This window comes from Bernardetia aquimarina (genome assembly GCF_042180575.1).
In the GTDB taxonomy this organism is placed as follows: Bacteria; Bacteroidota; Bacteroidia; order Cytophagales; family Bernardetiaceae; genus Bernardetia.
Genome location: NZ_CP170094.1, coordinates 113,425 through 136,112, shown reverse-complemented (window position 1 = coordinate 136,112; position 22,688 = coordinate 113,425). Strand labels below are relative to the sequence as shown.

General features: G+C 30.0%; 19 protein-coding genes. 7 read left to right on the top strand and 12 right to left on the bottom strand.

Annotated elements, in window-relative coordinates; translation table 11 throughout:
• Positions 1-479: 479 nt before the first annotated feature.
• A complete protein-coding gene (locus tag ACE193_RS00565; RefSeq protein ID WP_375561078.1) occupies positions 480-2,738 on the bottom strand; it encodes an OmpA family protein in 2,259 nt (752 codons plus the stop codon).
• A 270-nt stretch (positions 2,739-3,008) separates the two neighbouring features.
• On the opposite strand from ACE193_RS00565, the gene ACE193_RS00560 reads away from it, so the two are divergent.
• The 5 genes from ACE193_RS00560 to ACE193_RS00540 all read left to right on the top strand — a co-directional run bounded on the left by ACE193_RS00560 (position 3,009) and on the right by ACE193_RS00540 (position 9,066).
• Positions 3,009-4,481, top strand: a complete 1,473-nt coding sequence (locus ACE193_RS00560; protein WP_375561077.1) for a DUF2851 family protein — start codon at positions 3,009-3,011, stop codon at positions 4,479-4,481.
• A gap of 41 nt (positions 4,482-4,522) precedes the next feature.
• Complete coding sequence (locus ACE193_RS00555; protein WP_375561076.1) at positions 4,523-5,197, top strand: response regulator transcription factor; 675 nt, start codon at positions 4,523-4,525, stop codon at positions 5,195-5,197.
• A 47-nt stretch (positions 5,198-5,244) separates the two neighbouring features.
• Positions 5,245-6,531, top strand: a complete 1,287-nt coding sequence (locus ACE193_RS00550) for a sensor histidine kinase (protein WP_375561075.1) — start codon at positions 5,245-5,247, stop codon at positions 6,529-6,531.
• Between the two features lie 98 nt (positions 6,532-6,629).
• Positions 6,630-8,063, top strand: coding sequence for a BamA/TamA family outer membrane protein (locus ACE193_RS00545; protein WP_375561074.1), 1,434 nt, complete (start codon positions 6,630-6,632; stop codon positions 8,061-8,063).
• A gap of 415 nt (positions 8,064-8,478) precedes the next feature.
• The gene (locus ACE193_RS00540; RefSeq protein ID WP_375561073.1) at positions 8,479-9,066 is read left to right on the top strand and encodes a C40 family peptidase; all 588 of its coding nucleotides are present in this window, start codon (positions 8,479-8,481) and stop codon (positions 9,064-9,066) included.
• 73 nt (positions 9,067-9,139) lie between these two features.
• On the opposite strand, the gene ACE193_RS00535 is transcribed toward ACE193_RS00540, so the two are convergent.
• Positions 9,140-12,436: a M1 family aminopeptidase gene (locus ACE193_RS00535; RefSeq protein WP_375561072.1), complete on the bottom strand. Its 3,297-nt coding sequence runs from the start codon at positions 12,434-12,436 to the stop codon at positions 9,140-9,142.
• Between the two features lie 57 nt (positions 12,437-12,493).
• A complete protein-coding gene (locus tag ACE193_RS00530) occupies positions 12,494-13,366 on the bottom strand; it encodes an ABC transporter ATP-binding protein (RefSeq protein WP_375561071.1) in 873 nt (290 codons plus the stop codon).
• A gap of 212 nt (positions 13,367-13,578) precedes the next feature.
• Between ACE193_RS00530 and ACE193_RS00525 the strand changes: the two genes are divergently transcribed.
• Positions 13,579-14,370 carry a sensor histidine kinase gene (locus ACE193_RS00525; protein WP_375561070.1) on the top strand — a complete coding sequence of 264 codons (792 nt, stop codon included), beginning with the start codon at positions 13,579-13,581 and terminating at the stop codon, positions 14,368-14,370.
• Positions 14,367-15,068, top strand: coding sequence for a LytR/AlgR family response regulator transcription factor (locus ACE193_RS00520; protein WP_375561069.1), 702 nt, complete (start codon positions 14,367-14,369; stop codon positions 15,066-15,068). The genes ACE193_RS00525 and ACE193_RS00520 overlap by 4 nt, the downstream gene beginning before the upstream one ends.
• A gap of 113 nt (positions 15,069-15,181) precedes the next feature.
• Here the strand turns inward: ACE193_RS00520 and ACE193_RS00515 are convergent, their stop codons facing one another.
• The 9 genes from ACE193_RS00515 to hisH form a co-directional block, all read right to left on the bottom strand.
• Positions 15,182-15,580, bottom strand: coding sequence for a hypothetical protein (locus tag ACE193_RS00515; RefSeq protein ID WP_375561068.1), 399 nt, complete (start codon positions 15,578-15,580; stop codon positions 15,182-15,184).
• Positions 15,581-15,595: 15 nt separating this feature from the next.
• Positions 15,596-16,423 (bottom strand): purine-nucleoside phosphorylase, encoded by an 828-nt coding sequence (locus ACE193_RS00510; RefSeq protein WP_375561067.1) that lies wholly within the window; start codon positions 16,421-16,423, stop codon positions 15,596-15,598.
• 84 nt (positions 16,424-16,507) lie between these two features.
• Positions 16,508-18,022 (bottom strand): HTTM domain-containing protein, encoded by a 1,515-nt coding sequence (locus tag ACE193_RS00505; RefSeq protein ID WP_375561066.1) that lies wholly within the window; start codon positions 18,020-18,022, stop codon positions 16,508-16,510.
• A gap of 216 nt (positions 18,023-18,238) precedes the next feature.
• Entirely contained in the window at positions 18,239-18,907 is a 669-nt protein-coding gene (locus ACE193_RS00500; protein ID WP_375561065.1) for a hypothetical protein, read from the bottom strand.
• A gap of 76 nt (positions 18,908-18,983) precedes the next feature.
• A complete protein-coding gene (locus ACE193_RS00495) occupies positions 18,984-19,493 on the bottom strand; it encodes a GNAT family N-acetyltransferase (protein WP_375561064.1) in 510 nt (169 codons plus the stop codon).
• A gap of 342 nt (positions 19,494-19,835) precedes the next feature.
• Complete coding sequence (locus tag ACE193_RS00490; protein ID WP_375561063.1) at positions 19,836-20,645, bottom strand: tol-pal system YbgF family protein; 810 nt, start codon at positions 20,643-20,645, stop codon at positions 19,836-19,838.
• 153 nt (positions 20,646-20,798) lie between these two features.
• Positions 20,799-21,302 (bottom strand): hypothetical protein, encoded by a 504-nt coding sequence (locus ACE193_RS00485; RefSeq protein WP_375561062.1) that lies wholly within the window; start codon positions 21,300-21,302, stop codon positions 20,799-20,801.
• Positions 21,303-21,512: 210 nt separating this feature from the next.
• Complete coding sequence (locus ACE193_RS00480) at positions 21,513-22,022, bottom strand: hypothetical protein (protein ID WP_375561061.1); 510 nt, start codon at positions 22,020-22,022, stop codon at positions 21,513-21,515.
• A 27-nt stretch (positions 22,023-22,049) separates the two neighbouring features.
• Positions 22,050-22,676 carry an imidazole glycerol phosphate synthase subunit HisH gene (hisH, locus tag ACE193_RS00475; protein ID WP_375561060.1) on the bottom strand — a complete coding sequence of 209 codons (627 nt, stop codon included), beginning with the start codon at positions 22,674-22,676 and terminating at the stop codon, positions 22,050-22,052.
• Positions 22,677-22,688: the final 12 nt, after the last annotated feature.

Here is a 22,688-nt window from a genome sequence, read left to right as displayed (position 1 = left end):
GTTATTTACGAATTAAAAAACTAACTTTTAATACTTTATAGCCAAAATAAAGTAAAATGGAATGATATATATAAAATATTCCATTGAATGACAACAGTATTAAGATGTCATTACTCATGTTTATCCTTTTTATAGTTAATTGATAAATTATATAAGAAAACTGACTAAAACTAAAATTAAGTAAATACATTAAATCTCCCCCTTCTAGTGAGTTTGGTAACATAACTTTAAGACTAAAAAGTAAATAGAATATGGGAAAACAGAACCATATTTTATCTATCTTAAATAGTATAGAAAAAATAAAAACAAATGGAATGTAAAAAAATAGAGTAAATAATTGAGAATCAAAAAACTCCCCATTAACACCTAAGCTAGGGTATAATTCAATAATTACCCAAGATATTGTATTTATAATAAAGTTTGTAAAATAAACTATAAGGCAAAATAAGATGTTTTTTTTCATTTTTGAATGTTCAGCTTTACCAATCCCCATTTTCATTATCCTTAATTTCTTCTTCTACATTTTCTAATCTTTCTTGTTCTAATTCCTCTTCAGTTTTCTCATTTTCTTTATTCGGATTCGCCAGCATCATATCTTTTTTGAATAATCTAAATTCTACTCTACGATTTACACGCTTGTCTTCTTCTGTAATTTCTGGAAAAACTAATGGTTTCTCAGAACCTAGTCCAAAGGGTTTTATTCTATCAGATTCCAAACGTCCATAGGATAAAATGTAATTTCGGATAGACTCAGCTCTTTTGAAAGATAATTCTTTGTTAGCTTCCTTGTTTCCATCACTATCAGTATGACCAAAGATTTCTAAATTAAAGTCTGGATGTTCTACCAAAAAATCTATAATTAGATGTAAATCATTTTCCATTTTTGGTAAAATTCCTGTACTATTTGGTGCAAATTCAATAGACTTAAACTGTATTGTTTCTATCTGTGAAGCTGGAGAGGTGGCTACTTTTTGTCTTACTCCTTGTACTTCTACCTCTCTATATGTATCTCCATCTACTTCAAAAAGCTCTTCCAAACGAAAGAAATTTTCACCACTAACAATCAATAAATATTTCTTTTTATCTATTAATTCAAATTCAAAATTCCCTTCTTCATCAATATATTTTGGAGCAATCGGAATTTTATCAGCCACATCATAAACTACCACAACACCACCAAAAATTTCTCCTGTCTGACTTTCTTTTACTTTTCCTGAAAAACGAACAATGGCTTTGGGCTGTGCTTCCATCGGAAGAGGAAAAGAATACAAATCTGAATTCGTATAAGGGTCTTGAACTACGGGTTCATTTCGCATCAAACGAACCTCTTTTTCGGCTCGTGCATAATACAAAAGACGTGCAGCAGCATCAATGGTAAAATAATATTCACTGCTTTTTGTATTGACAAAAGGTCCTAAGTTTTTTGGCTCACACCACGTATCACGACTTGTCTTATACGATTTGAAAATATCATAGCTTCCAAAAGAAAATAAATGTCCGTTCGAACTAAAATACAAAATATTATCGCTAGGATGTAAAAATGGACTTAGTTCATTGGCTTGTGTATTGATAATAGGTCCTATATTTTGAGCGACCGACCAACGTTTTCTTCCTTGACGAACCGTAAAATAAATATCTGTTCCTCCAAAACCTGTTTTTCTATCTGAAGCAAAGAAAAGTGTATCACCTGTAACTGAAAAACTAGGATGAGAATCCCACGTAGTCGAATTTACAGATACTCCAAAATTTTGAACCTCATCCCAAATATTATCATCTTCATTCCACTTAGCAAGATACAAATCACAATCTCCAAAACCATCGGGGGCATCACAACGAGAAAAAGCCATATATCTTCCATCTCTACTAATACAAGGCGAACCTTCATTATAACGAGTATTCAATCCCTTCAATGGCAATGGATAATCCCAACCAAACTCTCCCAAACGAACGGATTTATAAATATTCTCATCAAACTTATCAGCAGGTAAATATTTACGAACAGGGTCATTTACAGTATCCATCAAAAGTCTTTTTGAAGTAAAATAAATGATAGAATCTGTCTGACCAATCGCTAAACCATATTCTTCATACGGCGAATTTATTTCCTCTCCCATACTTGTTCCCATTTGGTCAGGAGGACGAAGCGTATCGACAAGCTGCCATTTATCAATAAGCTCATAATAATATTTTAGAGGAACATATTTTGGTTTTTCAGAGGGAGAAGCCAAAGAATCAAAAGCTAATTGACTTTTTACAGACGAACCTCTATGATGTTTTAATAACAAACGATAAAGCTCCAAAGCCAAAGGTTGGTTTCCTGTTTTTTCGGCTGCTTGTGCATACGCCCAAATCAAATCCAAATCCTTTTTGAAATTCTCTATTCCAAAATAACGAATATAGGTATCTAATGCTTTTTTGAGTTCTGGAAGATTGTTTTCTTGTTGTAATCGCTTTATTTCTTTGAGCTGGCGAGGGTCGTAATAATATCTATAACTTTCAATATTCAGAAATGTAATTTGTGGGCAATATACTGCTCCTGATTTATTTATAGGACGAAATTCTTCTAGTGCTATTTTGTTTTTATTTCGCTGTCCATAAGAAGGATTTAAGAAACAAGTACATAGAAAAAAAAGACAACCAATTTGATAAATCAAACGGCTATTTTTATTATTATTCAATATTAAATTTTTAGTATATTTATTAATTTTATTTATTAATTCTTTTATCGTATTTATCATTTTTTATAGTGAAATTTAAAAAATACCTACGTCTTTTTTATACAAATTAGCCAAAAAGTATGCAACTTATATAAATCAAGTGTTTGATTTTAGATTTATTCTACAAAATTTAACTTTTTGACTGTCAATTACTATTCTGAAAAGACAAATTTTGTATAAATTTATAGTTCAGCATATTTCTTTAAAATATGTTTTCTATTACAACGCTAAAAACGTTCAAATCCTATTCAATCTCATAATTAAGTCAGAATTAAAAACTACATAGAAACTATGAATGAGCAATTTTTACATTATATATGGAAATTTCAATATTTTGACAAGACTAATTTATTGACAGAAGAAGGAAAAGAACTCAAAATCATTTCGGTAGGAATACACAACCACGATGCAGGAGCAGATTTTGAAGATGCTGTTTTGAAAATTATCGATACAGAAAAAAATAGTATAAGAAATAATACGGAATGGCAGGGAACAATAGAAATTGATACGTATGGTTTCAACTGGGAAAGTCATCATCATGCTACCAATGAAGCTTATGAAAATGTAATTTTGCATGTAGTTTGGAAAAACCCAAAGGAAGTTTACAGAAAAAATGGTTCGAAAGTGCCTGTTTTGGTCTTAGAAAATAGAATTGATGAGCGTTTGTGGTTACGTTATCAAGAGTTTTTGAGAAATGAAAACAAAATTCCTTGTAAAGGATATTGGAATGAAAATAAGGAAAGCATAAACTTAATTCCTTCTTTTGAAAAAATGATGAGCCGAACACTTGATGAAAGACTAATTCGTAAATCTCAACATGTTCTTTCTCTTTTAGAACGAAATAGTTTTGACTGGGAAGAAACCAGTTATCAAATTTTGTTAGAACATTTTGGATTCAAAAAAAATAATGCACCTTTTCTACAACTTGCCAAAGAATTACCTTTCAAAATCATAAAAAAACATTCAAATCAAATTCATCAAATAGAAGCTCTTTTTTATGGAATGGCAGGATTTCTTATGAAGGAAAATAGAGATTTGGAGTTAGGTATTAGGAATAACTATGAAAAGCAAAGTGGGGGTTTAGAAAAAGACGAAGAAAATGAAAAGCTAGAACAGGAATTAATAAAGGAAAAGCAATATTTTGAGAGTTTGCAAAAAGAATTTCGTTTTTTATCGCACAAATATTCTCTACAAGGAAAAGAAGTAAATCTAGCACAATGGAAATTTTTGAGATTACGACCTTCTAATTTTCCGACAGTACGAATAGCGCAAGTAATCGGACTTGTAGCGCAGCAAAATCATTTGTTTTCTGTCATTCTGAATGCGAAAGATTTGAAAGAATTTTATCAGTTTTTTAAAACAGAACTACCGATTTATTGGAAAACGCATTATAACTTCGGAAAGCTAAACACAAAAGATAAAGAAGGAAATATAAAACAAAATTCTACATTGGGAAAAGATGCACAGCAAAATTTAATTATTAATGTTGTCATTCCGATTCGTATAGCGCATAGTTTGTACAGACAAAAAGAAGATAATTTTCCTAAAAAGTGGCTAGAAGAATTAAAGGCAGAAAAAAATAGCGTTATAAATCTTTACAAACCATTAGAAAAGTTAGAAAGTGAAAACAATCAGAGTACGACTTTTAAAATAAAAACGGCTGCACAATCACAGTCGTTGTTAGAATTATACAGCCAGTATTGTAATCTCAAAAAGTGTCTTTCTTGTGAACTGGGAAAGGAGATTTTGAAAAGGGAAGATTAAAATTCAAAATAAATTCAGAATTGAGTTGTTTCTTTGTGGCTATGAAAATCTTAATTATAGAAGACGAAACACAGCTTGCCCAAGACATTGCAAATTATCTTTCAGAAGAGAGTTATTTGTGTGAGTTTGCGACTACTTTTGGACAAGCCATTACCAAAATAGAATCGTATCATTATGATTGTATTTTATTGGATATTATGCTTCCTGATGGAAATGGAATGAAAATTTTGGAAGAACTAAAAAGGCAAAACAAACAAGAAGGCGTAATTATTATTTCTGCTAAAAATGCCTTAGATGATAAAATAGAAGGCTTGAAACTTGGTGCAGACGATTATTTGACAAAACCTTTTCATTTTTCCGAACTGGCAGCTCGTATTTATTCCATTATTCGTAGAAAACAGTTTACCAATTCGAATATCATTCAGCAAAACGAATTAGAAATTGATTTGCTCTCAAAAACGGTTTTAGTAAAAGACAAACAAGTCATTCTTACCAAAAAAGAATTTGATTTACTTCTTTATTTTATCGGAAATAAAAATAGAGTTATTTCTAAAAGTATTTTAGCCGAACATTTGTCTGGTGATTTTGCTGATATGCTTGATAACCACGATTTTGTTTATGCACATATCAAAAATCTAAAAAAGAAACTAACTGATGCAGGTTGTGAACCGTATCTAAAAACAGTTTATGGAACTGGATATAAATGGGAGATATAAGAGCAAACAGGGTTAAAACCCTGTTCAATTGATTAGAATATACTTTTATGAAAAAACTATTAAACAAAACGCTTACTTCTTTTACCATTTATTCGCTGCTTGTTCTTTTGATGAGTATTCCGACCTATTATTATTTTATTGATTCAATTTGGATAAGTGAATTAGATGAAAATAATGAATTGATAGCTGAGAAAATAGAGAAAGAATTAATAAAATTACAGCTTTCAGAAACTGAATTAGAGCAAAGTATCCTTCTTTGGAATAAAATTCAGCCTAATACAAATCTGGTAGAAACTACTTCTGATAAAATAATTATTGATAGCACTTACACTATTTTTAGGAAAAATATTTATAAGGATTATGAAGAAATAAATCGTTTTAGAGGATTATCAAAGACAATTCAAATTAATCAAAAAAAATATACCTTAACAGTAGAATCAAATTTAGAAGAAAGCTCTGAAACAGTTGTGGCGATTGCTCAAATTACATTTGTGTTTTTTGTGGTTTTATTAGTTGGTTTTTTGATTTTGAATAGAACTTTATCATTCCGATTATGGAAGCCTTTTCATTCTACGCTAGAAAAACTAAAAACATTCAACCTTAATAATCAGTCTAAAATTGAGTTTGAAAAGTCGACTACGTTTGAGTTTGAAGAATTAAATACGGCTTTGAGCAAACTTATCGAACAAAATATTCAAGTCTATAAAACACAAAAAGAATTTACTGAAAATGCTTCTCACGAGCTTCAAACGCCTTTAGCAATCATAAAAGGAAAGTTAGATTTGCTTTTACAGGAAAAAGAACTTACTACAAATCAATATCAAATTATTGAAGAAATAAATAAAGCTCTCACACGTATTTCACGCATCAATAAAAATTTACTTCTTCTTGCCAAAATAGAAAACAATCAATTTCAAGAAACGACAACGATTGAAATTAGTAAATTAGTAAACCATTCTTTAGAAGTTTTGGAAGAACATTTTCAGCATAAAAATCTGTCTATTCAAACTCGAATAGAACCTGATTTAATCAAAAATGGAAATTCTACTTTGATAGAAATTCTTATCAATAATCTCCTTTTAAATGCCATTCGCCACAGCAATCAAAACGAAAAAGTGAAAATTAGTCTTACTAAAAATGAATTAAAAGTTTCTAATTTTGGAAATGTTGCTTTAGATGAAAAAGATTTATTCAATCGTTTTGTAAAGGTTTCGAATAGTTCTTTGGGAAGTGGTTTGGGTTTGAATATTATAAAACAGATTTGTGTTTCGCATCAATGGAAAGTTTCGTATCAATTTGAGAATAATTTTCATGTTTTTTTGATAAAGTTCTGATAGGATTTTTGATAAAAGGGTGAAAATTCAAATTTTCTTCAAAATTGGTTACGAGTTTTGTAGCATATCATTTATAAAACCAAAACAAAGAACCAAAAATGAAACAAGTAATATTATTCTTAGTCGTTTTATTTTCCAGTTTGTTTTTTCAAAATTCACTAGAAGCACAAACTCAAAACAATACAGATGAAATAGACAGCCTTTCTTTCATCAAATCAAGAAAAATATCTGATGAAGATTTAGCTCAAAAGAAAGAGGGAACTTTTATAACAGGTTTACCAGATGTTTCTTCTGACCCAGTTACAGGTTTTGGTTTTGGATTAGAAGCAAATATTTATTGGAATGGAAAACGAGAAAACCCACTTTTTCCCTATACACCTTATCTTGCCAAATTAGCGATAAATGCAGCTTATTTTACTTCCAATGCTAGAGAATTATCTGTTTCCTATGATGTTCCTTATTACAAAGGTTCACGTTGGAGATTTAAAGTTGATGTAAAGGCACAACAAAATCCTACTATGTTGTATTTTGGTTTAACTGAAAAAACATTAGGAAAATTAAGTCTTCCATCAAACTCAACTGCAACTTTTGATACCTATAAAGAATTTGATGAAGCAAGACAAACAATTCGTTTATCTGACGAAACAGAAATAAAAAATAACGAAATAATTTTTGTAACTGATGCTCTTTCCAACAGATTTAAAGAAACTGAATATATGCTTAATTTGAAAGCAGATTATGTTATTGGAAACGGAAAATGGAGAGCAATGGGAGGTTATGAAATTCAGCATTTGAGTTATGCAACTTTTGAAGGATTAGAAACAGAAGGAAAAGTGCCTGTAACAGGAGATATTTTAGTAGTTCCAAATGGCTCATCACTTTTGCGAAGAGATTTTAACGAAAATAAAATTTCTGGTATAAAAGGAGGTTGGGTTTCTATCATTCAAACAGCACTTATTTATGACACACGAGATTTTGAACCTGACCCAACAAAAGGGTTTTATTTTGAAATCGCTAACGAATATTCAAGTAAATTAATCGGTTCACAGTTTGATTTTGATAAATTTTTCATTCAAGGACGAGTATTTCAAAAATTACCTATCGGAAAAAGAACTGTTTTGGCAGGACGAGTAGGAATAGGAAATATTTTCGGAAATAATGCGCCCTTTTTCGAATACCAAGACCAATGGAGTCCAGATGGTAGCATCAATGCTTTAGGTGGTGGAAGTTCTTTGAGAGGATATAGACAAAACCGTTTTTTAGCTAGGTCAATGTGGTTTACAAATGTAGAATTAAGAGTTCGTTTGCTTGAAACAAAGATAGCCAAGCAACTTTTTGGATTTTCTTTAGCTCCTTTTGTAGATGCAGGAACTGTAAGAGATAAATGGCAAGATTTGAATTTTAAGAATGTCAAAACTTCGTATGGTGCAGGTCTGAGAATTGCTTGGAATCAATCTACAATTCTCTCACTTGATTATGGACGTTCAAAAGAAGATGCCTTGCTTTATTTTGGAATTGGACAGATTTTTTAATCTTTATTTAAAAATACTTTGAAATTAAAAGTAAAGTAATAATATACCACACAGTTTTCCCTCTTTTTTTCTTAAATCAAACAGCTAGAAATTTTACCAAATAAAAGTCTTTTAGAATTGCCGAGTTAATTCTGACTGTAAAATATAAACTTAAACTATTAAATCCAATAATATTTGATAAGCAAAGTTAAAACAATAAAAATAAAATCATTTCCTTTATAGAAGACTCAGAAAAGATAGAAAACAAAAAATTCAAAAATTATAACTTCCTGCAAATTATTATTTACGTGATTTGTTATAAGTGCATTTTCTGTTTTACTCTTTAATATGAATAGGTTTTGGAATAGTTTTAGAATAGAATTTTGTAGATTTATAACTGAATAATGCTCAAAGAAACCTACTAAAAATTTATCCTATGAAAATCCTTAATTTTACGCTTTTACTTATTAGCTCTGTATTTTTCCTCTCTAGTTGTGGTAACTTCAAACTTGTTACTATCAATGATATGAATAAAAATGAAAGTAATGAAAACAATGCTTTGAAAAACAAAGTAGAGGTTTCAAACGAAAATTCTGAATCTACTTCAAAAATAGAAAAATACAAAGAATCACAAGTAAAAGCAGAAAAAGTAGTTGATGCAGCTCGTCAGCAACTTGGAACACCACATATTCTCAAAAACCCTAGAAAAAAAACAGCTACCGATTGTTCTGGTATGACATGTAAGTCTTATTCTACTGTTGGGATTAATTTACCTCGTACCACTACTGGTCAAGCAGAAATGGGAAAATTTGTTCCTAAAAATGACCTTCAAAAAGGGGATTTGGTGTTTTTTACCTCTAAAAAGAACAATAGAAGAATTTCTCACGTAGGACTTGTCAGTCGTGTAGAAGAAGATGGACGTATTTATTTTATACATACATCCACCTCAAGAGGGGTAGTGGAAGATGATTTTTATATGCAGCACTGGCAAGATAATTTTGTTACAGCTCGTAGGATTTTATAATTTTAATGATATTTAAAAAAAAAAAACAAAAAGTATTATTAGAATTAATTAATAATACTTTTTGTATATATGATTAAAAATCTATTTTTTTTAAAGGAATTGATTTTTCAAATAAATCTTCAATTACATGTTGCAATGAGTCTGGTGTTTGTTCTCTAAAATACTTGAGTAAATCTTTGGTTGTCGCATAACGATTGGGTTTACTTTGATTTTCAAATGTATGCCAATCATTTAAGAAATTTTGTAATGCAAGATTTACTTTTTCTTCACCAATTAAATTTTCTAAAGCATACATATTTATTGCTCCTTTTGCATAATAAATATGCTTTTCGTTTTCTACCAATGCTAAGGAAACTTCTTCTTGTTTTATCCTTCGTTTTCCTTTCAAATAATCATCGAATTCTATTTCTAAGAATTTTTTAACAGACTCTTCTCCATACGTTTGCTTTAAAACCATCAACGCAGAATATTGAGATAAGGTTTCTAGAATCATGTTTCTTCCTTTCACATTTGCAGCTTCTAGTTGTAATCCCCACCATTGATGTGCAACTTCGTGAGCTGTGATATAAAATGCCATATCTACATCCTTCTTTTTAATATCTAAAATAAAACCAAGTCCTTCCGAAAATGGTATTGTGCTTGGGAATGACTGTGCAAATTCTCTATATCGTGGAAATTCTACAATACGTAATTGATTATATTGATATGGACTAAAATGAGTGCCATAATAATCTAGCGAAGCCTTCATTCCTTTCATCATGCTACTTAGATTATATTCGTGTCCTTTATGATAATAAATTTCTAAATCGATTATTTTGTCAGAATTATTCCAAGCAGGTACATACTTCTCTTTGTATATTTGATAATTTGCAGATATAATAGGGTAAAAATTGATGATAGGTTGATTGGTTTTATAATGAAAGTAATTACGATTATTTTCTGTCCATTTTGCAATTAAATCTCCAGAAGTGATAGCTGTTTGCTTTAGTTCTGTACCAATAGTCATATCTAAGAAAAGTCCATCCGAATCACTTCCTGTTCTTGCGTTTATAAGTTCTTTAGAATTAGTACGGTCAGCCTTATTTATTCTTTTGGATAATTGATATTCTTCTCTTGTAGTAGCATCATCAATTTCATAATCTTGATTATAACCCAATGTAGGAAGCATAGAATTTTCAAAGAATGTACCGTTATAAACTACTTTAAAATCTGAATCATTTATTTCAAACCCAGTAGGTTTTAATATCTGTTTAAAACTCATTTTTATGGAATCTCCCTTATGTAAAGGCTTTTCCAAATGAAAAACTGAATAACCAAACTCTATAAACTCATTATTTAGACTTGTTTTACTATCAAAACTGATAGATGATAATTTTAACTTGTCATCAGGATGATTTTGAATGTGGATTTCTTGAATAGGAGCTTCAGTTTGATTTTTTAAAATGAAATACCCCTCTGCCTCATAAGACCTTTCAGATGGATACAACTCAATATTTAACTTCACATCTGTAATTTTAGGTTGAGGTAAATATTCAAACTTTTTCAATTTTCTTTCATAAGAAACTCTAAATACTTGTTTTTCATTTCTAGTGAAAAACTGATTTAAAACATTGGTATTATAAAAAATATAGCTACCAATAAGGATAAAAAATAGCGTTGAAACACCTCCAAAAACTGCAATAGAAGGTGCTATTTTTTTTAAGTGAAATAGTTTTAACCTTTTAGTCAAACTGATTTCTGTACCTCTTGGAATAAGAATAATGGCAATCAGAAATAATAAAATAGAAAAGAAAAGCCAATATGTTTTAACTAAAATAAATGGTAACATAAAATGTCCATACTCATTCATATCTGAATATTTAGCTAAAGCATTACCTCCGAAATTTAAAAGTACATGTTCTGCTCCAAAAATCCCTATTGCAATATTTATAATAAAGAAAACTAAGGTCATCAAAATACCTAAAAATTTCTTTCCTGTAATAATATGGAAGAAAAATGATGCTAGAGTATAGAGCAGTAAAAAAGGAAGTGTTTCCACAAAAAAACCATTGAAATATACATCTAATTCATAATGATAATAACCACTGAGTGTCTGAAAAACTATTCCTCCTATGATTAATGCGACTATTAAAACGCTATAAATTAGTAACATGCTAAAAAACTTGCTAGTTAAAATCACTATGTTATTAACTGGTGTAGCATCATAAATTAAATCTACTTTCACTTCTTTTTCTTTCCAAATTATCTCTCCAGAATAGAACAAAAGAATAATAGCAAAAAAATACACTGACATTTCTTGTAATTCTTCAATAATAAGATAAGTCGTTGGATAGCTATCTACTCCATAAACAGTTCCCAGACTTACTGAATTGATGAGAATAATAATAAAACTACAAAAAACGATTGCCCAAAATGATATTTCTTTGAAAATGAATTTTGCATGAAACCATGTACTAAAGACTAACTGAATTAATTGAGTTTTTACTCCATAAGAGGGATAAACCGTAGCAGTTTTTTTTGTGTAATCTTTAGATAAAATATTAGTGTTCTTTAGTGTAGTTGTATTATGTTTGTTTTTTGGCTTTTTCATTGATACTACCAACTGAAATTTGATATAGCCAAACCAAAGAGTAACTATTCCTAATAAACTCCAAAATAGTTTGTTGTAAAGCATTGTACCTGTAAAAGGTATAAACCTTGAATTCATTTCTGTTATAGTCCATTCCTTTGTACTCAAAGTGAGTGTTGTTAAAGAAAAAGGGTCAATCAGTGCTTGTGATTGGTCATTTGTAATAGATTTTGTCAGAAGAAAGACTACAAATATAAAAACTCCTTGTGTATAGACTACCATTAGTTTTTTTGTCAATGCACCTGTTACAAAAAACAAAGATGCTCCAAAGAAAACAATAGGAAAAGCTACCCAAATAAAGGGTTGTAAATAGTTAGTAAATTGAAAGGGTAGATATTCATTTGCGTTGCTCCAAGGCATAAATTCACTCAAAATCATACCCCATAATACTGCGCTAAATATAAAAATTAGAACAGCCATTGACCCTAAATATCGCCCTAGTAGATAATCTTTTTTTGAAATAGGGTTTATATAAATAAGAGGAGTAATATTGTATTGAAAATCACGCAAAACAGGCACTCCCATAATCATCGAAACGAATAACATAGATAGTCCTGTTATAGCTCCCATAGATTTTGCGATTATAATAGGTGCATTTTTTTTTACTAGACCTAAATCAATTCCTTCAAAAACGAATTCGACTCCAAAAAGGGAAAAGAGAAAGAGAAACACAAAGAATAAATAAGTATCCCAGCGATTTAAGCGATAATTTATTTCAAATTTAAAAATTTCGTACCACATAGATTTAATGTTTTTTATTAAAAAATGAAAAGTAAATAGCAAGCAGAATTTGTATTTCTAGTTTCCAAAAATTTGTGAGAAGTACACATCTTCTAAATCTGCTTCAACAGTTTGAAAATTATTACTTGGGTTGGTTTCACTAAATATGTGTAGGATAGGCTTTCCTGCAATCAGCTTTTTAGATATGACAGTGTAGTTAGCTTCGTATTCTTCCAATTCTGATTTATCAATTATCTTTTTCCACACTTTGCCTTTAATTGATTCTATGGCTTCTACTGGGCTTCCTTTTAATACTACTTTTCCCTTGTTTATAATTGCCATATTTGTACATAGATTTTTTACATCTTCCACAATATGTGTTGATAAAATCACAATCGTATCCTCTGCAATTTCACTCAATAAATTGTAAAAACGATTGCGTTCTACAGGGTCTAATCCAGCAGTAGGTTCATCTACAATTAATAGCTTTGGGTTATTTAATAATGCTTGTGCAATGCCAAATCGTTGTTTCATTCCCCCTGAAAAACTACCTAATTTTTGTTTCTTTACATGATATAAGTTTACTTTATGAAGTAGCTCTTCTACTTTATTTTTACGTTCTATAGGATTAATGATACCCTTTAGTATGGCAAGGTGATTTAGTAACACTCCTGCCGATAAACGAGGATATAAGCCAAACTCTTGAGGTAAATAACCCACGATTTTTCGTAATTCATTTTTATCCTGTAAAATATCTATTTCTCCAAATTGAATACTTCCTTCATCTGCTTCTTGTAGTGTTGCTATTGTTCGCATTAAAGTCGATTTTCCAGCTCCATTAGGTCCTAATAAACCAAACATTCCATTAGAAATTTGTAGTGAGATATTTTGAAGAGCTTTCACTCCATTGTTGTATGTTTTTGAGAGGTCAGAAATAATTAATTGTACCATAATTTTTTTAGTGATTATTTAGTTTTTTCTCAAATCTATGGAGGTACTATGCGTAAATCAATAAACTGGTACAAACACACGTATTGACATGATAGACAAGTTCAATGGGTAGAATAAATGAACTCGTAACGACATTTTGATAGTCTGTCATATAGAACTAGGTTTTTGTCCCTAAAAATATGTAGGGTTTGACATTTTATGTACTTTTGAAGATGAAACTAATTCGAAAACTACTCAAAATACAAATTGCTGGTTGGGCAAAAATCACATTTTTCATTGTTACTACTATTTTCATAATGATCTTTAATGATCTATTTGGAGAAGAAGAGGCTTTTGGTATTTTTAGTCTGGTATTTTTTTTAGTGATGATTATTGAAATTACTCGCTGGATATTTTCTCAGATAAAATCAATTTTTATTCTTAAAAAAGAGAAAAAACAAGTCGAACTTCTGCATCTAAAAAGTCAAGTAAATCCACACTTTTTTTTCAATACATTAAATAATTTATACGGTTTGGTGGCACAGGATACCGATAAAGCACAAGCATTAATTTTAAAACTTTCCGAGATGATGCGTTATAGTATTTATGAAGGGGAAAATGACTGGGTGTCATTAGATGAGGAAGTAATCTATCTTAAAAACTATATTGAATTACATAAAATGAGATACCATAAAACTATTGATGTGCATTTTGATATTGATATAGTTGATGGAAATGAAAAAGTAATGCCTTTGTTATTTATTATTTTATTGGAAAATGCCTTTAAACATGGCGTGGAAAATTTGAGAAAGGATGCTTTTGTTTCTATTAAATTAGAAGCTACTCAATCAGAAATTAATTTTGAAGTAGAAAATAATTTTGATGAAGAAGAAATATCAGAAAATTCTGGAATAGGACTAAAAAACTTAAAAAGACGCTTAGAATTAGTTTATCCAAAGAAGCATCAATTAGAAACATCAGTTAAAGACACTATTTACAAAGCCCAACTAAATTTGAAAATATGACTATCAACTATATAATTATTGATGATGAGTATATTGCACATGATATTATAAAGAAATATTGTGATATGCTTCCGAACATGAATCTATTAAAAAACTGTTATGATGCGATTGAAGCACTAGAATTTTTGAACACTTCAGCAACTGTAGATTTGATTTTTTTAGATTTAAACATGCCCAAACTTAAAGGCTTTCAATTTTTAAGAACACTCCAAAAGTCACCCAAAGTTATTGTAACTACAGCTTATAAAGAACATGCCTTAGAAGGATATGAGCTAGATATAGTTGATTATTTATTAAAACCGTTTTCATTTGAAAGGCTCTTGAAAGCAGTTAATAAAGCATTCTATCAAGAAACAAAAACTATATCCTCCAATCAATCTGAAGACGAAATACAACGTATATTTATACGTTCGAATAAAAAACATATTCAAGTAGTATTGGATGATATTTTATATTTTGAATCTTCAAAGAATTATATCAAAGTAGTCTTAAAACATGAAACAATTACGATTAGAGAAAAAATTACTAGTTTGGCTCAAGTTTTACCACAAAATAGTTTTTTACAAGTTCATCGTTCTTTTATAGTTGCAGTAAAACATATAAAGAGCATTGAAGGAAATCAAATATTTATTTCAGATAATTCTATTCCAATTGGAAAGTTATATAGAGAAAAAATAGTAGATTTATTAAATAACTAGATGAATATTTTTAGACTTTACTTACCAAAATGATAATTTACAACAAAATTGTAATTTGTAAGATTGTTTTTACTAAAAACAGAATTTCTAATTCTTCAAAATAATCTTCAAGTTTAAAGAAAATCAAAATTCATTTTTTCAGCATAAATATAAATATCATCAGATTCCAGTTCTAATTCAGAGTTAGATGCTCTTATTTTATATTTTCCATTAAATCGTTTATCAGAAGATTTATATATAGCTAGAGTACTGTCATTTTTATAATCAAGTTTTGCAATTACTACATTATCATAACCTAAATCAATAAATATATTATTTTTAGAATTATCTATTTGTATTTGTTTAGCAAATGCAATTTTACTATTACTTTGTATTAAATTTACTCCTTTATAACTAACATCAAACGTATTATAAGTACCACTTATATCTAGAAGTTTATTTTTATTATCACAAGATGTGATTAGCAAAAATATTGTAAACAGTAAAGGAACAATCTTTTTTAAATTTCTCATTTTTAAAATATTTGGTTAAGCCAACTTCTTAATCATTTCCTTAAACAAAAAAGCCATCTTTGGTTCTGCAACAGCAGCAGCAGCTAATACTTCCTCTAGCGTAATTGGTTTTACATTTTCGGGCTGACACAAATCAGTCAAAACAGAGACAGCAAAAACAGGTAAATTCATGTGTACGGCTGCAATCACTTCTGGAACAGTCGACATTCCGACAGCATCTGCTCCTATCGTTCTCAGATAACGATATTCTGCTCTCGTTTCAAGATTAGGTCCCGAAACGCTGACATAAACGCCTTTGTGGAACTCTATATTATGATTTTGTTGTATAATTTCGTTTGCTAATTGAATGAGTTTACTGCAATACGGCTCAAACATATCTGGAAAACGAATCCCCAAAGCAGGAATATTTTTTCCCGTCAATGGATTTGAAGGCAAAAGATTGATATGGTCTTCCAAAACCATCAGTTCGCTCAATTTATAGTTAGGATTCAAAGCACCAGAAGCATTCGAAACAAATAAATAATCAATTCCTAGCATTTTCATCACACGAACAGGAAATACAATTTGTTTCATTGAATAACCTTCGTAATAATGAAAACGCCCTTGCATAACGATTACATTCTGACCAGAAAGTTTTCCAAAAATAAGTTTTCCTGCGTGGCTCTCTACCGTTGAGAGTGAAAAATGTGGAATGTCTCGGTATGAAATAGTCAGTTCTGTTTCTACCTCATCTACCAAAGCTCCCAAACCAGTTCCTAAAATAATTCCTACTTTTGGTTTGTCTTTATAAAAAGAACGAATAAAAGTAAGTGCTTCATTGAGTTTTTCAAATTCCTTTTCCATTTCCAGTTGTTATTTTTTAATTGAAAACAAAACTAATGAATTTTACTTTGCTTTTCAAATTTTAATTCTGTTTATAGACTTACTTTATTTTAAAGCATTAATCCATTTTTTTTCTAAAAAACTATCTTCTATTTCACTCAAATCAAAATTTGGGTCAAAGAATAATTGACTTCTACGCCCATTCAAAGTAACATAAACTTCTGCTCTAATTATCGGATTTGGATTTTCTTTTGTTTTATATTTCTCTTCCAAAAAATGAGCATATTGTAAAATCATATCGGGTTGAAAAGCCATTTGTTTTTCTTGATGTCTATTCAAAAATTCAGCATTATCGACTACACCTTCCTTTCCTGTTTTTGGATTTTTGACATAAAATGTAGCACTTCCAAATTTTTCCATAAGCATTACTCGCCACGAAAAACGATAGCCTTCTTCTTTCCAAAAAAGCGTTTCATTATACGGCTGACTTGCATAAAGCATAAAACGAAATGGAAATAAAACTTGAAAAATGAAATAAATACCTAAGATATAAAGCCACTTTTGAGAAATGAATTTGAAGTTTTTTAATGGACTTAGAAGTAAATGAGAAGACTGTTTTTTATTAAAAGAATGAAAAGTGAAATATTTGATTGACTTTGACTTTTGAAGTATTCTTTTTAGAAATGACTTAGTAAATAATGAACTAACAAAATTCAATACTGCTTCGTGATATTTTGCTTCGAAAAAAATCAAAGTCAATGCAATCATAACCACAGGAAAAACGCCAATTTGAAATAAATATCCTGTCATTGCGTGAAAACCCACAACTGCAACATAAGCAAACCAACGAGTTTTTTTATAGAATAAAGCAAAAGGAATCAACAAATCATAAAACATTCCTGTCCAAGAAAAAATATAAGCTGTGAGTTCATATTTCATCAAAAAGCCAAAAATCGGCATATCATAATGAGGAGGAAGCCAAATTTTGAGAGGCATTGCATCAAAAAGCCATTCCGAATTGAGTTTTGCTAATCCTGCATAAAAATAAGTAATGGAAAGTTGGAGTTGAAAAATCAGAACCCAAGTACGAGAAATAGATAGGGAGGGAGAAACTAAAAAAATTTTTTTTTTAATAGACGAGAAAAAACCAAGATTCGATTTTATAATCTTCTTTCTATGGCTTTTACTTTGCTTATCAAAATTATTTTTAAATAAAATAAAATCAAGTGAATAAAAACGATGAGCAGGAGTAAAAATGAGCAAAAACGCCATCAAACTCACAAAATAATAATGATTGAGATAATACGTAATATCAATGAGTTGGCAATACGTAAAAGTTAGAAATAACAAAACTGCTGAAAGACGATACAAAAAACCAAACATAACACCCAAACTAGCCAAAAGCAAAACGACATGAACAGCATACATTCCATAAGCAGGAAGTGGCTCAACCCACTCAAAAGCAAAATACTTGAAATGAAAAACAGGCTTGATATAATGCTTTTCTATCCAACCCATATACCAAAAACGAAGAGTACTAAAAAAGGTAAGCAAACCAAATAAAATTCGGAAACTTACTAAGGGAGCTATTGAAATGGGTTCTTTGAGAAAATTTTTCATTTTTATATTGCTTTTTTAGCAATCTAACACAGTAGCGAAGGCATTTCACTCCCAACGTTCTGTGTATGGACAGTAGGGCAAATTAGAAGCACTTCACTTTCGGTTTACCACTAAGCCAAACGTTTTTACTTTTAAGCTTCTTTTTGTTAAACGTCAAAACTTTGTTTTGGCGTTTAACAAAAAGAACAGGACTTTCAATTTATCTCTACTTGCCTATTAGCTATACACTTTGTTATGGGCTTTTTTTATTTTTTCTATCAGTTTTTCAATTACTGGTTTGTATTCTTTTCTCGCCCCTTTAATGTTTTCTAGCATCTTGTTTTCCAATTCATTAACTGCTTTTCCCTCTTCATTCTCTCTTGAAATTTGTATTTCGCCATAGATATAATCTGCCCAATTATCCTTATCAGTCAGTTTAGGAGTGATATTGAAGTAGTCAACAAACCATTCAGTCTTTTTAGTAATGAAGTTAAATGCAGATAGACCAAGTGCCTCTGAATAAAAACCGTCAGAACCATTCATTGATTTTGTAAATACAATGAAATAGAATAAATCCGTCTCTGTGTTATTAGTAAAAAGACTGTCAGTAATGAATAACATTTTATTGTCATCAGCTGAAATCAATTTTTCTGTTTGATAGACTTCTTTATAATAGTTATCAATTGATTCATTCTTTAAAGCATTATCTAACTCAACCTGCATTGGCGATTTATTTTTAGTAGAATCCCTTTTATATTCCTTATAGAAACTGTCAACAGAGACAGTCTCAACCGTACCTGAAGAATTTAATTCAGTCTTAGGATTTTCCGTTTGCTGATTTCCACAAGAAAACAATACTAACCCTAAAAGGAGAATTGATATGTTTATGTTTTTGATAATCTTCATTTTTAATTGCCCATAACGGTTAAGAAAGCACAAAGTTTGATACGAGCGTAAACCATTCATTTTAATACTATTTCGCCTATTTTTTATATATATTGTTACCTGCTGGCTTTATTTTTTTCAGCTCATAAATTACGCAAGATATTCCGTCAAACTTTCTTTCCTCAATAAATTCAAATCCAAGTCTTTCGTAAAATCGTTGAGCTTTGATATTCGATTTGAGAGGGTCAATCAAAATTCCATCCACCAATTCATTTTCAAAACACCTTTGAATAGCAAGTTCCATCATCTTAGTTCCGTATCCATTATTCAGGTTTCGCTCTTCTCCAATCCAAATATCTATAGCTCTTTTGTTTGGTTCAACTTTTCCCCAATACTGAGTTTCTTCCAATAAAGGGTCGATTATTTGTATAAATCCAATTGGCTCTCCATTCAGTTCAGCTATCAATTGTTCCCTCCATTCAGGATTGCGACTAAGCTCTCTTTCCCAATCCCAATCCTCATTAGGGTCACAGTCAATAACGTGCTGTTTAGTGTCCCAATATTGGACTAAATTAAGGTCTCGAATTGTTGCTATTCTTAATTTCAATTTTCAGTTTCTTTTGTTTGCAGGTAACGGTATGGCTTGGCGAATATGGGAGTTCTTAGCTCGTCCCTCGCTAAACCTTCAAAAGTTTATTTTATGTTCATAAGTCTGTGTCAAAACGTTAAGCCCATTTTCGCTAAGCCAATGTTACCAGCTTTAATTTTTTAGTTATAACGCTACGTTTGTCTGCAAAAGTAAGTTTTTTACGTGTAAATCTACAAAGTTATAGTAAAAAAACAGTTCTTAAAAAGTGCCTGTTGCAACGAATTATTTTTACTCTTTTTTCCTGTAACTGCCTATAAAGTTTCAGCTAAAAAACATTGTCATTTCATAGGCTATGATTTTTTAACCATCGTTACCAGCTTTATTTATTTCTTTATAAAATAAAGTATTTTTCAAATGCTTTTTTGTGAGTTTTTCATTAAAGTAGGGATAGACCTTTACATCAATGCCATAGAAATTTAAACGAATTCCTTTATCTATGATTTCCAAATTGTTAATTGATTTATCTAACTCTTTAAAAAAAGAATTTTCCCGTTCATATTTCTTTACTAGGCTTATTATTTTCTGACTTGCATAATTACTTGCTTTTGGTGATTCAGTTAATGCGTGAGGAAGTAGTACAACAATCGCACTATCTGTTTGGTTCAATTTGTCGTAGCAATCAGAAATATTAGAGGCTAACTTGATTTTATTCAACTTCAAGTCAGTTCCTGATGTGTTGTAGTATGGATATTTTATGTCAGCTAGTTTATAAAAATTCAATGCATCAGAATAATTGTTGTTGTTGTAATGAATCACACCAATATTCATAGCTGCGTAATGTTTAAAATTGGTATTAGTTTCAAAAATTCCACGAGAATGGTCTTTTTCTGAATCATCAAGGTTTTTATCATTAAGAACTTTCATAAACCATTCTATAGCCATTTTTGTAGAGTCTATCTCTTGATAAATGGTAGGTATATTATAAAGATTTCGTCCATATTGTTCAGATTTTGGATAATCCTTCACTAATTCTTTGAAAATTAAAAGAGCTTCATATTTTTCTCCTTTCTCATAGTGGGCAAAAGCCAATTCAGCTTTTTTCATCATCTTCTTTTGTCCGAAAACTGAAAATGAAATTAGTATAAGTAATATGGTTAGTAAATTTTTCATCTTATTTTGCAGGTAACGGTATGGCTTGGCGAAAGTGGGAGTTCTAAGCTCGTTCCCTCGCTAAACCTTCAAAAGTTTATTTTATGTTCAAATGTCTGTGTCAAAACGTCAAGCCCATTTTCGCTAAGCCAATGTTAGCAGTAGTGCTTTTTCTTATTTGCTTTTTAATTCGTCTAACTTCTTTAAAAGTGCTTCTCTATTCTTTTTTGATGTCATCCATTTAGGAAGTCGGCTACCTAAACTTCTATTAGAAAGCTCTTGTCCGTTACGTTCTCTTAGTTTTGCTTCAATATGTCTACCAAGAAACTCAAGATGTTCTGAATTGTACGCCCATAAAATATGTCCATCAAATTCTGTCTTTAACCATAAAGGTAGGAAAAAAAATGGGTCAATCGCACCACTAATAATATAGCCTCGTCGCATAGTCATATTATTATTAGGAGAGTATAAAGAGTAACAGGGTTTGTCTATAAGTTTTTTGTTATGACCACAAGATAAACAAATTATCTTTGCATTTTTTTGCTCAACATTCCCAATTAAAAAATTGTCTGGTTTCACGATAGCTTTTTTTGAACAATTCGGACAATCTACTAAAATATCAAACTTAATAAAGTCACTAAGAAATTTCTGATAACTCTCTTTTACTCTTGGTTTCATCTTTATGTAGTTAATTCTTATTTAGCATTACTGCTAACTTGTATATAAACGCAACTGCATTCAATTATTTAAAAAGCTTCGTATATCCCTCTATGTAAAGAAATAAACGAATATTGTTATATCAAATATAAGAATCTTTTAGATTAAATTAAATGCGTTTGGGATAAACTAAACCTCAAAAGCAGCCAAAAGATAAAGGATAGCATATTTTTAACTATAAACTAACCTTATTTTTTTTTCGCCTTTATCTTTTAATTTCTTGAGGGTCATAATTAATTTGATGATTGAATCCATCAAAATTTCCTCTGTAATTATTCCATTATTAATTGGATATAATGATAAAGGATTTTCTTTTTGATAGTTAACTATTTTTTCAGAACTCAAATTTATATACTTTTCTCTATCATCTTTTGGATTCAATAAAACTTTGGAAAAATAGCTTTTATTAGTTTTCATTTTACTTTTAAACTCCATCAATTTATTGAGTAATTCCTCTATATCAATCCAAAAATCATTAGTTCTTTCATTAGATTCCATTTCTGGGTGATATGTTTTCTGAAACAGACTTAAATCAATATTTAATATTTTTTCTATCTGATGGGAAATACTTTTTTGTTCATATGCATCTACTTGTTCAAAAAAATATGATAAAGACTCTGGAAAATCAATATATCCCAACTCATTATTATTCTTTACCTCAATACTATAATACATTCCCATTTTGATACTATTTATTTTTGATAAAACTTAACCTATACTCAAAAAATTCTTCAAAAGCTCTTCGCCAGCGTCTGCACTTTTTTCTGGGTGAAACTGTGCTGCATAAAAATTGTCTTTCTGTAAAGCAGCCGAAAAAGGCAAGATATAATCACAAGTAGCAACGGTATCTTTACAAAGTTCTGCATAATAGGTATGTACAAAGTAAAACTGACTTTGAGATTGAGGCAAAGTATTTTCTTTTACTTTGCTAAACAAATCACTATTAAACAAATCCCCTTTTAAATCTTCTGTTGTATTCCAACCCATGTGAGGAACTTTGTCAGCCGAATTAGTTGGTTTAAATTCTTTTACATTTACATCAAAAATCCCTAATCCTTTTGTATTTCCTTCTTCTGTATGTGAGCAAAGTAATTGCATTCCCAAACAGATTCCTAAAACGGGTTGTTTTAACGTTGGAATAAAAGTATCTAATTCTGCATTTTTGAGTTGTTGCATAGCAGATGCTGCGTGTCCGACCCCCGGGAAAATAATTTTGTCAGCAGACTTTAATACTTCTTTGTCTGCACTTACCACAGCATTAACTCCCAAACGCTGCAAAGCAAAATCTACTGAACGAATATTGCCTGCTTTATAATCTATGATGACTATTTTCATAACAAAATAGTC

What these genes read in the sequence shown, in the direction of transcription:
- ACE193_RS00545 (WP_375561074.1), top strand. Translation starts at nt 6,630, where the DNA reads ATGAAACAAGTAATATTATTCTTAGTCGTTTTATTTTCCAGTTTGTTT.
- ACE193_RS00525 (WP_375561070.1), top strand. Translation starts at nt 13,579, where the DNA reads ATGAAACTAATTCGAAAACTACTCAAAATACAAATTGCTGGTTGGGCA.
- ACE193_RS00500 (WP_375561065.1), bottom strand. Translation starts at nt 18,907, where the DNA reads ATGAAGATTATCAAAAACATAAACATATCAATTCTCCTTTTAGGGTTA.
- ACE193_RS00540 (WP_375561073.1), top strand. Translation starts at nt 8,479, where the DNA reads ATGAAAATCCTTAATTTTACGCTTTTACTTATTAGCTCTGTATTTTTC.
- ACE193_RS00565 (WP_375561078.1), bottom strand. Translation starts at nt 2,738, where the DNA reads ATGATAAATACGATAAAAGAATTAATAAATAAAATTAATAAATATACT.
- ACE193_RS00505 (WP_375561066.1), bottom strand. Translation starts at nt 18,022, where the DNA reads ATGAAAAATTTTCTCAAAGAACCCATTTCAATAGCTCCCTTAGTAAGT.
- ACE193_RS00555 (WP_375561076.1), top strand. Translation starts at nt 4,523, where the DNA reads ATGAAAATCTTAATTATAGAAGACGAAACACAGCTTGCCCAAGACATT.
- ACE193_RS00480 (WP_375561061.1), bottom strand. Translation starts at nt 22,022, where the DNA reads ATGGGAATGTATTATAGTATTGAGGTAAAGAATAATAATGAGTTGGGA.
- ACE193_RS00520 (WP_375561069.1), top strand. Translation starts at nt 14,367, where the DNA reads ATGACTATCAACTATATAATTATTGATGATGAGTATATTGCACATGAT.
- ACE193_RS00535 (WP_375561072.1), bottom strand. Translation starts at nt 12,436, where the DNA reads ATGTGGTACGAAATTTTTAAATTTGAAATAAATTATCGCTTAAATCGC.
- ACE193_RS00485 (WP_375561062.1), bottom strand. Translation starts at nt 21,302, where the DNA reads ATGAAACCAAGAGTAAAAGAGAGTTATCAGAAATTTCTTAGTGACTTT.
- ACE193_RS00560 (WP_375561077.1), top strand. Translation starts at nt 3,009, where the DNA reads ATGAATGAGCAATTTTTACATTATATATGGAAATTTCAATATTTTGAC.
- ACE193_RS00490 (WP_375561063.1), bottom strand. Translation starts at nt 20,645, where the DNA reads ATGAAAAATTTACTAACCATATTACTTATACTAATTTCATTTTCAGTT.
- hisH (WP_375561060.1), bottom strand. Translation starts at nt 22,676, where the DNA reads ATGAAAATAGTCATCATAGATTATAAAGCAGGCAATATTCGTTCAGTA.
- ACE193_RS00550 (WP_375561075.1), top strand. Translation starts at nt 5,245, where the DNA reads ATGAAAAAACTATTAAACAAAACGCTTACTTCTTTTACCATTTATTCG.
- ACE193_RS00515 (WP_375561068.1), bottom strand. Translation starts at nt 15,580, where the DNA reads ATGAGAAATTTAAAAAAGATTGTTCCTTTACTGTTTACAATATTTTTG.
- ACE193_RS00530 (WP_375561071.1), bottom strand. Translation starts at nt 13,366, where the DNA reads ATGGTACAATTAATTATTTCTGACCTCTCAAAAACATACAACAATGGA.
- ACE193_RS00510 (WP_375561067.1), bottom strand. Translation starts at nt 16,423, where the DNA reads ATGGAAAAGGAATTTGAAAAACTCAATGAAGCACTTACTTTTATTCGT.